At 72.8% G+C, this 11,913-nt stretch carries 9 protein-coding genes; 1 reads left to right on the plus strand and 8 read right to left on the minus strand.

Going from position 1 to position 11,913, the window contains the following annotated elements; all coding sequences use genetic code 11:
- The first annotated feature begins 401 nt into the window (after positions 1 to 401).
- Positions 402 to 1,919, plus strand: coding sequence for a peptide MFS transporter (locus ACZ4UB_RS06465; protein WP_468068649.1), 1,518 nt, complete (start codon positions 402 to 404; stop codon positions 1,917 to 1,919).
- 82 nt (positions 1,920 to 2,001) lie between these two features.
- On the opposite strand, the gene ACZ4UB_RS06470 is transcribed toward ACZ4UB_RS06465, so the two are convergent.
- From ACZ4UB_RS06470 to hutU, 8 genes are all read right to left on the minus strand, one after another.
- The gene (locus ACZ4UB_RS06470) at positions 2,002 to 3,342 is read right to left on the minus strand and encodes a hypothetical protein (protein ID WP_468068919.1); all 1,341 of its coding nucleotides are present in this window, start codon (positions 3,340 to 3,342) and stop codon (positions 2,002 to 2,004) included.
- A 14-nt stretch (positions 3,343 to 3,356) separates the two neighbouring features.
- Positions 3,357 to 4,550, minus strand: a complete 1,194-nt coding sequence (locus tag ACZ4UB_RS06475) for a neocarzinostatin apoprotein domain-containing protein (RefSeq protein ID WP_468068650.1) — start codon at positions 4,548 to 4,550, stop codon at positions 3,357 to 3,359.
- Entirely contained in the window at positions 4,547 to 5,566 is a 1,020-nt protein-coding gene (locus ACZ4UB_RS06480; RefSeq protein WP_468068651.1) for a COG1470 family protein, read from the minus strand. The genes ACZ4UB_RS06475 and ACZ4UB_RS06480 overlap by 4 nt, the downstream gene beginning before the upstream one ends.
- 17 nt (positions 5,567 to 5,583) lie before the next feature.
- A complete protein-coding gene (locus ACZ4UB_RS06485; protein ID WP_468068654.1) occupies positions 5,584 to 6,261 on the minus strand; it encodes an LPXTG cell wall anchor domain-containing protein in 678 nt (225 codons plus the stop codon).
- 125 nt (positions 6,262 to 6,386) lie between these two features.
- Positions 6,387 to 7,565, minus strand: coding sequence for an imidazolonepropionase (hutI, locus tag ACZ4UB_RS06490; RefSeq protein WP_468068655.1), 1,179 nt, complete (start codon positions 7,563 to 7,565; stop codon positions 6,387 to 6,389).
- A gap of 43 nt (positions 7,566 to 7,608) precedes the next feature.
- Positions 7,609 to 8,973 carry a formimidoylglutamate deiminase gene (locus ACZ4UB_RS06495; protein ID WP_468068656.1) on the minus strand — a complete coding sequence of 455 codons (1,365 nt, stop codon included), beginning with the start codon at positions 8,971 to 8,973 and terminating at the stop codon, positions 7,609 to 7,611.
- Positions 8,964 to 10,154, minus strand: a complete 1,191-nt coding sequence (locus ACZ4UB_RS06500) for an allantoate amidohydrolase (RefSeq protein WP_468068920.1) — start codon at positions 10,152 to 10,154, stop codon at positions 8,964 to 8,966. The genes ACZ4UB_RS06495 and ACZ4UB_RS06500 overlap by 10 nt, the downstream gene beginning before the upstream one ends.
- 35 nt (positions 10,155 to 10,189) lie before the next feature.
- The gene (gene hutU / locus ACZ4UB_RS06505) at positions 10,190 to 11,854 is read right to left on the minus strand and encodes a urocanate hydratase (protein WP_468068657.1); all 1,665 of its coding nucleotides are present in this window, start codon (positions 11,852 to 11,854) and stop codon (positions 10,190 to 10,192) included.
- Positions 11,855 to 11,913 lie beyond the last annotated feature (59 nt).

Here is an 11,913-nt window from a genome sequence, read left to right on the forward strand (position 1 = left end):
ATGTGATCAAACGGTTCCCCGGAATCCTGTGATCCATATCTCAAGTCCTTTCATATGCCGCAGTGTCGTGTCGTATGGTGTCGAGACGCCTGATGCACTACCCCGGGGACCTTTGCGCCGAAAAGCGAGCCAAAGGTCTCTACTTCTGTCCTGACCGGCGAGCCAGTCTCTTGGGACTGCCCTTAGCCGGGCTTGATGACAGTGAATGACCTGTGGGCCGGGCCCTGCGCGCGAAGATGCGCGACGGGGCGTGGATCCCGGTGACGGATGTCCCTTCGCGGCCGAGACGGCCGCGAGACCCCTGGGCGTGGGGCGGGGCACTCGACGCCGGTGCCGGCCACCCCCCACCGGGCGCCGTTCCGCTCACGAAGCGAGGCGTCCCGATCAAGCAAGGATCGACCATGGCTTCCAGCCTGACGGAGGGTTCGGCGGACTCGTCCACCGAAAAGACCTTCTTCGGCCACCCCCGTGGCCTGGCCACTCTGTTCATGACCGAGATGTGGGAGCGCTTCTCCTACTACGGCATGCGCGCACTCCTCGTCCTGTACTTGGTCTCGGGAGGGACCGAGGCCGCGACCGGCAGCCAGGGTGGCGGCCTCGCCTTCACGATGGCCACGGCCACGGCCATCTACTCCGTCTACGTGGCGATGGTCTACCTGATGGCCATGCCGGGCGGCTGGTTCGGTGACCGCGTCTGGGGCGCCCGCAAGACCGTCGCCATCGCCGGTGGCGTGATCATGGCCGGCCACATCTCGCTGGCCATCCCCGGCCAGGCGATGTTCTTCCTCGGCCTGGTCCTGGTCGCGGCCGGTTCCGGTCTGCTGAAGGCCAACATCTCGACGATGGTCGGCCACCTCTACGACGGTCCGGACGACCCGCGCCGTGACGGTGGCTTCACGATCTTCTACATCGGGATCAACCTCGGTGCCTTCGTCGCCCCCTTCGTCGTCGGCACCGTCGGCGAGAAGGTCAACTGGCACTTCGGCTTCCTGCTCGCCGCCGTCGGCATGGGCCTGGGCCTGGTCCAGTTCCTCCTGGGCACCAAGCACCTGGACGCCCGCAGCAGCCTCGTCCCGAACCCGCTGTCCGCGGACGAGCGCAAGAACGTGATCGTCAAGGTCGTCGGCGTCCTCGTCGCGGCCGCCGTGTTCTACGGCGTCGTCGCCGCCCTGGGCATGTACACCCTGAACTGGGCGCTGGTCCCGATCACCCTGGCCGGTCTGGTCATCCCGGTGGCCGTCCTGGTCCGCATCAAGCGCGACAAGGACCTGTCGGGCACCGAGCAGTCGAAGATGACCGCTTACATCTGGTTCTTCGTGGCCGCCGCCGTCTTCTGGATGATCTACGACCAGGGTGGTTCGACCCTGTCGCTGTTCGCCGACGGCAAGACCGCCGACAAGGTCTTCGGGCTCGGCTTCCCGGCCACCTGGTACCAGTCGCTGAACCCGCTCTTCGTCATGGGTCTGGCGCCGGTCTTCGCCTGGCTGTGGCTGTGGCTGGCCCGCAAGAACCAGGAACCGAACACCATCGTGAAGTTCTCGATGGGTCTGGTGCTGGTCGGCGCGTCCTTCTTCGTCTTCATCGTCCCGATGAACATGGCCGGCGACGGCACCAAGGTCTCGCCGATGTGGCTGGTCTCGATCTACATGATCCAGACCATCGGTGAGCTGTGCCTCTCCCCGGTCGGCCTCTCGGTCACCACGAAGATGGCCCCGCAGAAGTACGCCTCCCAGATGATGGGCGTCTGGTTCCTCGCGGTCACCGCGGGCGACTGCACGACCGGTCTGCTCTCCATCGCGGGCGTCGACCTCAACGGCACCTCGGTGATCGCCTTCGAGGCGGCGGCCGCGGTCCTCGCGGGCTTCGCGATCTACTCGTACCGCAAGAAGGTCCAGTCGCTCATGGGCACCGTGCACTGACGCACGACCCGCTCGCGCGCTGAGCACCTACGCGACGGCCCCGCACACCGCACGGTGTGCGGGGCCGTCGTGCGTGCGGTGCCTACCTCGTGCCGCGCAGCCGGCGCCACGGGGTGAAGGTGAAGACCGCGCCGCCGAGCAGCACCACGGTCCCGGCGACCAGCGCCAGGGCCTTGATGCCGCCGTCGTCGGAGGCGCCGGTCTCGGCCAGGCCGCCCGCGGCCGCGGCGGCGGACCCGCTCGTGCCCGACGTGCCGGAGCCGCCCGGCTGGGCCGCCGTGTCGAGTTCCAGGGAGACCCCGCTGGTGGTGGCCTTGCAGGGCACGTTGATCGGCGGGGCACCCGCCGACATCGTGACGTCGATGGTCAGCTGGTCGGGGCTGAGCGTCACCTTGCCCGTCTTGCCGGGCGTGTAGGTGCCGCTCATGTCGCTCAGGCTGACCGGCGCCTTGTCCGGGATGGGCTCCGCGTTGGCCGGGCCCGTGACCTTGACCGTGCCGCTGTCGGCGCCGCCGAGCTTGATGTTCATCGAGGGCTTGAGGGCGCCCGCCGGCAGGGCCATCGGGCTGGCCATGGCTCCCTTGGCGGTCTTGACGGTAAGGGCGTAGGCGCCGCCGTTCTTCTTGGCGCTGATCGTGACCGGGGTCTTGATGCCCCCGGGGACGACCGCCCCGCAGTCGTAGGTGACGTCCACGGCCTTGCCCGGGAAGTCGGTCTGCCCGCCACTGCCGCCGGTGGTGGCCCCGCCGGTGGTCGTGGCCCCGCCCGTGGTGGTCGCCCCGCCGGTGGTGGTGGCCCCGCCCGTGGTGGTCGCCCCGCCCGTGGTCGTGGCCCCGCCGGTGGTGGCGCCGCCCGTGGTCGCCCCGCCCGTGGTGGCGCCGCCGGTCGTCGACCCGCCGCCCTCGACCTTGATGGTCGCCGCGGCCTTCACCGTCTCCTTCGGCGAGCACTTGGTCTCGGTGGTCATGATCTGGTTGACGTTGATCGTGTACTTGTCGGGCGTGAGCGTGATGTCGCCCGCCTTCTCGATCTTGAGCTTGCCCTTCATCTCCGACAGCACCATCTGGCTGTTCTTGGGGATCGGCGGGTTCTGGCGCGGGCCCTGGACCGCCACGGTGCCGCTCTGGGCCCCGCCGACGGTGACGTTGCCGCTGGGCTGGACGACGTCCTTGTTCAGATCCAGCACGTCCGGGTTCTTCGACGCCGCCTTGACCGTCTTCCAGCTGATGTCGACGGTGTCACCGACCTTCGCGGTCGCCGGCGCGGTGATCGCCACCGTCGTCTCGCCCTGGATCGGGGGGAGATTGCTGATGGCGGGCGGGATGCACTCGGTCTTGAAGGTGATCTCGGCGGCCTGGGCGGGGGTCGCCGCCAGCAGGATCCCCGCCCCGCCGAGCATCAGCGCGACCCCGGCCGCGCTCATCCTCCGTTGGGTCTTCACGACTGTCCCTTCGTTGTCGGATGGTCTTCTGACGGTGCGGATGTCTGTACGGGTGGTGCTCCCGGAGCGTCGGCGCCGTCCGGGGTGAACCACGGCAGTACGGCCGTGGCGGTCTGGGGGGACGGCGCCGGCGGGCGCCGCGGGGGGCCGCCGGGGCGCCGTACGGAGCCGGGGACGCGCGGCAGCCGCGCGGTGACGGCGTTCGCCGGATCGCGCGGGGCGTCGGCGGGCGGGCTGCCGCGGTGGCGGCCGGAGCCGGGGACGCGCGGGCGGACCTTGTCGACGACGGCCATGCCGAGCCGGAAGAGCGCGGCGGGGATCACCAGGCACAGCAGGCCCCAGAAGAGGAGGACGCCGTAGGGCCGGTCCACCCCCCAGGGCTGGGTGGCCAGGACCTTCTCGCCGTATTTGAGCGAGAGCGTGTAGTCGCCGTACGCGCCCGCGCCCAGCTCGACGTCGATCGCGACCCGGGCCTTCTGGCCGGGCGGGATCGTGCCCTTCCACCGGTGCTCCTCCCAGGTCGGCGCGAACACCCCGTGGGCGGTGCCGATCTGGAAGACGGGGTCGGTGACCGGGGCCGAGCCGAGGTTGCCGACCGTGACCACGAACCGACGGCTCGGCGGGGCGCCGAACCAGGTCAACACACCGTCGTCACCCTCCAGTTGGACGCCGGTCAGCAGGGCGAGGCGGGCCGTGCCGGACTCCGCCGGCAGCTCGGCCACCGGATGGTCCGTGATCTTCACCGGGACGGCGACGGTGGACTGGTCCCCGTTGACGGAGGCCACGTCGACCACGCAGGGACAGGGCTTGGGCGGTCCCACCACCGGCAGTTGGGCCGCGAAGTGCCCGGCCTCGTCGACGGCGACGGCGGCGCCGTCCGCGTTGGCGCAGCTGTTGGTGCCGCCGATCATGTTCTGCCCGCAGACCAGCAGCATCACCATGGTCCTGGGCCGCCAGCCGGTTCCGGTGACGGTGACCTCGGTGCCCTTGGCGACCTCCTGGAGGGAGAGCGTCGCGGCGGGTTTGCCGTCGGCGGCCGACGCGGCCCCGGTGGCGGCCGCCAGCGCGAGGAGGGCGCCCGCCAGCGCGGCCACCAGTGCCGTCGCCGGCCTGCGGACCGGTCCGCGCCGGCGCGCGGCCGGGCGGGCGCGGCCGGCCGCCGGGAGCGGGGCAACGTAGCGCGTGCTCACCTGGGAGCTCCCGTCAACTCGTGTTCTGGCAGGTGGGTTTCGCCGTGCGCGTCGGGCCCGTCAGGGCGCCCGCCCGCGCCGGCGGGCGACGCCGCACGGGACGCCCGACGGGTACGGGCGAGCAGGTGCGCGAGCAGGGCGACGGCGCCGAGGGCGAGCAGTCCCGCGCCGGTCAGGCCGACGAGGCCCCAGGGCACGAACCACGCGGAGGTGGTGGTCGTGGCCCGCGCGGCGCCCGGGGCGGTGACCGTGAGGGTGAGCCGGACGTCGTCGAGGACCGGCGCCCCGGGCCAGGGTTCGCTCAGCTCGACCCGCTGGCCGGGCAGCAGTTCCACGGGCAGGGTGCGCACGGTGCGGCCCGGCACCTCGCCGAACAGCCCCTCGGCGCGCACCGACAGCTCGGGCGCGAGGGCCACGTTCCCGCGGTTGACCAGGGTGTAGTGGATGACGGCGGCCGCGCCCTCGCCGCTGACCGAGGCGTGCTCGACGGTGAGGGCGGCCAGCACCGGGCCGCTGACGCGCAGGTGGACCCGTACGGCCGCCTCGTGACCGGCTTCGGTCGCGACGACGGCGACGGGGTGGTCGCCCGGCACCGCGGCGGGGGGCACGGTGACGGTGAAGGGGACCACGGCGCGGGTGCGCGGCGGGATCGTGACGGTGCGGGCCGCGCCGAAGCCGATCCAGGACCCGGCGTCGGTGGACCGCGCGGCCGGGCGCACCGCGAGGGCCCCCGTCCCGGTGTTGTAGGCGTCCGCTCCGCGCAGGGTCACGGTGTGTTCCCGGTCCGTGGGGTTGGCCAGCGCGAGGCGGTCCTCCAGCACCGTGCCGGGGGTTCCCTCCAGGTAGAAGTACGGGCGGGCGCCGCCGGGGCGGGCGCTCGACCCGGCGGCCGGCTCGGCGCTCCAGCCGGGGTCGGCCGCCCGCGCCGGGGCGGCGAAGCACAGGACGACCGCGCAGAGCGGCCCGAGCAGCCCGGACAGCACGAGGCGGGTGAGGTGGCGGCGGAGCACGGGCATGGCCGGGTCCGCTCCGTTCAGGGCCGGGCCCGTTGGCCGCGCCGGGTCAGCCAGAGCACCCCGGCGGCGCCGGAGAGCAGCACGGTCGCGCCCAGGGTGCCCAGGGCGAGGGCGGAGTCGGCGGGGCCGGTCTGCGGGAGGGTGTTCTCGGTGGCGCCGGAGGCGGGGGGCTTCGCCGCGCCGGCGGCCGCCGTCACCTCCATCTCCAGGGACGGCTTGGGGCTGTTGCCCGGCTTGCAGGTGGTCGTGGTGCCCATCGCCTTGATGGTGAGCACGGCCGCGGTGAAGGTGACCTTGCCGCTCTTCTTCGGGGTGTAGGTGCCCGAGAGGTCGGAGATCTTGATGGGCGCGTTGGCGGGCGCGGCGGCCGCGTTGGGCGGGCCCGCGACCGGGACGCTGGCCGTCTCGTCGCCGGCCACCGTGATGACGGCGCTGGGCGACATCGCGCCGGGGCCGAGCTCGATGGGGCTGGAGGAGACGCCCTTCTGGAAGGACATCGTGAGCTTGTAGCCGTCGCCCTCCTTGACGGCCTTGATGTCGATGGGCGACACGGCCGACTTCGGGCCGATCGGGGTTTCGCAGTCGTACTTGACGTCGACCACATCGGCCTGCGCGGCCGGGGCGGCCAGCAGGACCGCCGATCCGGCCAGCGCGGTGGCGAGCGCGAGCGCGGTGGAGCGTTTCCGGTTGGACACCTTCGTCTTCCCCTCGGGCCTCGGAACCACGTGTCACTGATGGCAAGTTACTGACGGCACATCAGATTTGGTGGCTCAAAGTACGCCGAGGGGCCTACGGAAGGAAGAGACAGGACACCCCGGTATCAGGAGGCCCGGACACCCCGCTGCCACACGGCCGAAACGAGCGGGACACCCGGCCGGTAGGCCAGGTGGACGTGGCTCGGGGCGTCCAGCAGGGCCAGGTCCGCCCGCGCACCGGGCGTGAGCGCGCCGATGTCGGTGCGGCGCAGGGCGCGCGCGCCGCCCGCGGTGGCGGACCACAGGGCCTCGTCGGGGGTCATGCCCATGTCCCGGACGGCGAGGGCGATGCAGAAGGGCATCGAACTCGTGTAGGAGGAGCCGGGGTTGCAGTCGGTCGACAGCGCGACGGTGGCGCCGGCGGCGAGCAGCCGGCGGGCGTCGGGCCACTGGGCGCGGGTGGAGAACTCCGCACCGGGCAGCAGGGTCGCCACCGTGGTCGCGGCGGCCTGGCCGAGCGCGTCGACGTCGGCGTCGGTCAGGTGCGTGCAGTGGTCGGCCGAGGCCGCCTCCAGCTCCACGGCGAGCTGGACGCCGGGGCCGTGGGAGAGCTGGTTGGCGTGGATGCGCGGGATCAGGCCCGCGGCCGCGCCCGCGGTGAGGATGGCGCGGGCCTGGTCCCCGTCGAAGGCCCCCTTCTCGCAGAAGACGTCCACCCAGCGGGCGTACGGGGCGCAGGCCGCCAGCATCTCGCCGGTGACCAGGTCGACGTAGGCCGCCGGGTCCGCGGCGAAGTCGGGCGAGACGATGTGCGCGCCGAGGTAGGTGACCTCCTCGGTGTGGGCCGCGGCGATGCGCAGGGCGCGGGCCTCGTCCTCGACGGTCAGGCCGTAGCCGGACTTGGTCTCGAAGGTGGTGGTGCCCTGGCGGCGGGCCTCGTCGAGGTGGCGGACCAGGTTGGCCTCCAGCTCGGCGTCGGTGGCGGCGCGGGTGGCGGCGACCGTGGTGCGGATCCCGCCGGCGGAGTAGCTGCGGCCCGACATCCGGGCGTTGAACTCGGCGGTGCGGTCGCCGGCGAAGACGAGGTGGGAGTGGGAGTCGACGAAGCCGGGGATCACGGCGCGGCCGTTCGCGTCGAACGCGTGGTCGGCGGCCGGGGCCTGGTCGGCGGGGCCGACCCAGGCCACGGTCTCGCCGTCCAGGACGACCGCGGCGTCCTGGAGCAGCCCCAGCGGAGAGCCGTCCCCCAGAGCGGGGTCGTTGGTGACGAGGCTGCCGATGTTGTGGATGACGGTGGTGGTCACGGGGTTGTCCTCTCGCTAACCGGGGCTCCGCCCCAGGAAGGGGTCAGCCGCGGATGGCTGCGATCGCTTCGGACAGGGCCGAGGGGACGTCCCCGACCAGGGTGTGGGCTCCGTCGCGGACGACGTGCCGGCCGCCGACCACCGTGTGCCGGACATCGGCCGCGGAGGCCGCGAAGACCGCGGTCTCGGCACCGAGCCGCGGCACCGGCCCCGCCGTCCGTACGGAGTCCAGCGCGACGGTGGTGAAGTCCGCGAGCGCCCCCGCCTCCAGGCGACCGGCATCGCCCCAGCCGAGGGCCGCGTGCCCGTCCTCCGTCGCCGCGGACAGCAGCGCGTTCGCCGTCCAGTGCCCGCGCGTGCGACTGCGCAGGCGCTCGTTCAGCTCCATCGCGCGCGCCTCTTCGAGCAGGTCGATGACGGCGTGGCTGTCGCTGCCCAGGGACAGCGGGCTGCCCGCGCGCTGGAGCCGGGTGGCCGGGCCGATGCCGTCGGCGAGGTCGCGTTCGGTGGTGGGGCACATGCAGGTGCCGGTGGACGTGCCGCCCAGGAGGGCGATGTCCGCGTCCGTGAGGTGCGTGTTGTGCACGCCGGTGGTGCGCGGGCCCAGCACCCCGTGGTCGGCGAGCAGCTGGGTGGGGGTGCGCCCGTGCGCGGCCTGGCAGGCGTCGTTCTCGGCGGTCTGCTCGGACAGGTGCACGTGCAGCGGCGCCCGCCGTTCGGCGGCCCAGGCCGCCACCGTGGCCAGCTGGTCGGCGGGCACGGCGCGCACGGAGTGCACGGCGGCGCCGATCAGGGCGTGCTCGCGCGGCTTCAGCGCGCCGACCCGCTCGGCCCAGGCGTCCGCGGTGCCGTCGGAGAAGCGCAGCTGGTGCGGCTGCGGGGCCTCGCCGAAGCCGGAGGAGAGGTACGCCGTGTCGAGGAGGGTGATGCGGATGCCGGCCGCGGCCGCCGCCTCGATCAGGGCCTCGCCCATGGCGTTGGGGTCGGCGTAGGCCGCGCCGCCGGGGGCGTGGTGGACGTAGTGGAACTCGCCGACGGCGGTGATCCCGGCCAGCGCCATCTCCGCGTACACCGCGCGGGCGAGCGCGAAGTAGTTCTCGGGGGTGAGGTTCTGGGCGGCCTGGTACATCAGCTCGCGCCAGGTCCAGAAGGTTCCGCTGCCGACCTGGACCGTGCCGCGCAGCGCCCGGTGGAAGGCGTGGCTGTGCGCGTTGGCCAGGCCCGGGAGGGTGAGCCCGCGCAGCACCTCGGCGCCGGGCGGCGGGGCGTCCACCCCGGTGCGCAGCGCCGCGATCCGGCCGTCCGTGACGTCCAGGGCGACGCCCGGCTCGACGTGGGTGCCGAGCCAGGCGTGCTCCAGCCAGTACGTGTGCTGCCGCGCGGTCGGCGCGTGCCCCCTCAACTGCATGCGAGACCTTCCAGTACGTCGGCGAGGGCGAGGACTCCTGCGACGCAGTCGTCCTCGGCGGCGAACTCGGCCGGGGAGTGGGAGACGCCGGTGGGGTTGCGTACGAACAGCATCGCGGTCGGGATCGATCCGGAGAGGATTCCGGCGTCGTGTCCCGCGCCGGTGCCGAGCACCGGGAGGGCCCCGCCCAGGATCCGGTTGAGCTCGTCGCGCAGGGCGTCCTCGAACTCGATGACCGGGGTGAAGGACTCCCGGACCACGCTCAGCTCGATGCCCTCGCTCTCGGCGCGTTCCCGGGCGGCCTTCTCGATCGCCGTGACGACGGTGTCGAGGGCGGCCTGGTCGGGCGCGCGGGAGTCGAGCCAGCCGCGGACCAGCGAGGGGATCGCGTTGACGCCGTTGGGCTCGACCGAGATCTTCCCGAAGGTGGCGACGGCCCCGGCGAGAGCCGCTTCGCTGCGGGCGGCCAGCACGGTCTGGGCGTAGGTCAGCATCGGGTCGCGGCGGTCCACCAGCCGGGTGGTGCCGGCGTGGTTGGCCTCGCCGCGGAAGTCGAAGCGCCAGCGCCCGTGCGGCCAGATCGCGGAGGCGAGGCCGACCCGGTCGCCGGAGAGGTCCAGGGCGCGGCCCTGTTCCACGTGCAGCTCGACGAAGGCCCCGATCCGGGCGAGGCGTTCGGGGTCGGCGCCGATGGCGTCCGGGTCGTACCCGGCCTCCTCCATGGCGCGCGGCAGGCTGACGCCGTCCGCGTCGCGCAGCTCGTACGCCTTCTCCTTCGTCAGCTGTCCGGCGGCGAGCCGGGAGCCGACGCAGGCGAGCCCGAAGCGGGCGCCCTCCTCGTCACCGAAGTTGGTGATGGCCAGCGGCCGGGAGAAGGTGGCGCCCCTGCGGCGGAGCTCGTCCAGGGCCGCGAAGGAGGAGACCACGCCGAGGGGGCCGTCGAAGGCCCCGCCGTCGGGCACGGAGTCCAGGTGGGAGCCGGTGACGACGGCGTCCCCCGCCAGGGGGTCGCCGAGCCAGGCCCACTGGTTGCCGTTGCGGTCGCTCTCGTAGGCGAGCCCGCGCGCCTCGGCCTGCGCCTGGAACCAGGTCCGGCAGTCGGCGTCGGCGCCGGTCCAGGCGTAGCGGCGGTAGCCGCCGCTGTCCCGGTCCCGCCCGATGGGCCGGAGCTCGGCCCACATGTCGTGGAACGAGGCTCCGGCCGCGGCTTCCTGGGTCACGCCTGGTCGCCTTCGCGCATCGGGATGCGCACGTCGCGCTCTTCGGCCACGGTCTCGGCGATGTCGTAGCCCGCGTCGACGTGGCGGATGACGCCCATGCCGGGGTCGTTGGTGAGCACGCGGCGGATCTTCTCGCCCGCGAGCTTGGTGCCGTCGGCGACGCTGACCTGGCCCGCGTGGATGGAGCGGCCCATGCCGACCCCGCCGCCGTGGTGGATGGAGACCCAGGAGGCGCCGGAGGCGACGTTGACCATCGCGTTGAGCAGCGGCCAGTCGGCGATCGCGTCGGAGCCGTCGAGCATGGCCTCGGTCTCGCGGTACGGGGAGGCCACCGAGCCGCAGTCGAGGTGGTCGCGGCCGATGACCAGCGGGGCGGCGAGGGTGCCGTCGGCGACCATCTCGTTGAAGCGCTCACCGGCCTTGTCGCGCTCGCCGTAGCCGAGCCAGCAGATGCGCGCGGGCAGGCCCTGGAAGTGGACGCGCTCGCCGGCCATCTTGATCCAGCGGTGCAGGGACTCGTTCTCCGGGAAGAGTTCGAGCATCGCCTTGTCGGTCTTGTGGATGTCCGAGGCCTCGCCGGACAGGGCCGCCCAGCGGAAGGGGCCCTTGCCCTCGCAGAAGAGCGGGCGGATGTAGGCGGGGACGAAGCCGGGGAAGGCGAAGGCGCGGTCGTAGCCGGCCAGCTGGGCCTCGCCGCGGATGGAGTTGCCGTAGTCGAAGACCTCGGAGCCGGCGTCCATGAAGCCGACCATGGCCTCGACGTGCTTGGCCATGGACTCGCGGGCGCGGACGGTGAAGCCGGCCGGGTCCTTGGCGGCGAAGTCGGCCATGTCGTCGAAGTCGACGCCGATCGGCAGGTAGGCGAGCGGGTCGTGGGCGGAGGTCTGGTCCGTCACGATGTCGATCGGGGCGCCCTCGGCGAGCATCTGCGGGAGGAGTTCGGCGGCGTTGCCGAGCAGGCCGATGGAGAGCGGCTTGCGGGCGTCGCGGGCCTCGACGGCGAGCTGCAGCGCGTGGCGCAGGTCGTTGGCCTTGACGTCGAGGTAGCGGTGCTCGATGCGGCGGTCGATGGCGCGCGGGTCGACGTCGATGCAGAGGGCGACGCCGTCGTTCATCGTGACGGCGAGCGGCTGGGCGCCGCCCATGCCGCCGAGGCCGGCGGTGAGGGTGATGGTGCCGGCCAGGGTCCCGCCGAACTTCTTCGCGGCGACGGCGGCGAAGGTCTCGTAGGTGCCCTGGAGGATGCCCTGGGTGCCGATGTAGATCCACGAACCGGCGGTCATCTGCCCGTACATGGTCAGGCCCAGGTTCTCCAGGCGCCGGAACTCCTCCCAGTTCGCCCAGTCGCCGACCAGGTTGGAGTTGGCGAGCAGGACGCGCGGGGCCCATTCGTGGGTCTGCATGACGCCGACCGGACGGCCGGACTGGACCAGCATGGTCTCGTCCTGCTTGAGGGTCTGCAGGGTGCGGACCATCGCGTCGTACGAGCGCCAGTCGCGCGCGGCCTTGCCGGTGCCGCCGTAGACGACCAGCTTGTCGGGGTGCTCGGCGACCTCGGGGTCGAGGTTGTTCTGCAGCATCCGCAGGGCGGCCTCCTGCTGCCATCCCAGGGTGCTGAGTCCGGTGCCTCGCGCGGCACGTACGGGGCGGGGTCCTGACATGGCGGTGCCTCCTCCGATGTTGGTCAATCTATTCACATACTCACTGCCTGAATAGGTTC

The sequence above is a fragment of the Streptomyces sp. NPDC028419 genome (genome assembly GCF_055565515.1).

Coding starts and splice junctions, on each gene's coding strand:
- ACZ4UB_RS06495 (WP_468068656.1), bottom strand. CDS start 8,973: ATGCAGTTGAGGGGGCACGCGCCGACCGCGCGGCAGCACACGTACTGG.
- hutU (WP_468068657.1), bottom strand. CDS start 11,854: ATGTCAGGACCCCGCCCCGTACGTGCCGCGCGAGGCACCGGACTCAGC.
- ACZ4UB_RS06500 (WP_468068920.1), bottom strand. CDS start 10,154: ATGTGGGCCGAGCTCCGGCCCATCGGGCGGGACCGGGACAGCGGCGGC.
- ACZ4UB_RS06480 (WP_468068651.1), bottom strand. CDS start 5,566: ATGCCCGTGCTCCGCCGCCACCTCACCCGCCTCGTGCTGTCCGGGCTG.
- ACZ4UB_RS06470 (WP_468068919.1), bottom strand. CDS start 3,342: ATGAGCGCGGCCGGGGTCGCGCTGATGCTCGGCGGGGCGGGGATCCTG.
- ACZ4UB_RS06465 (WP_468068649.1), top strand. CDS start 402: ATGGCTTCCAGCCTGACGGAGGGTTCGGCGGACTCGTCCACCGAAAAG.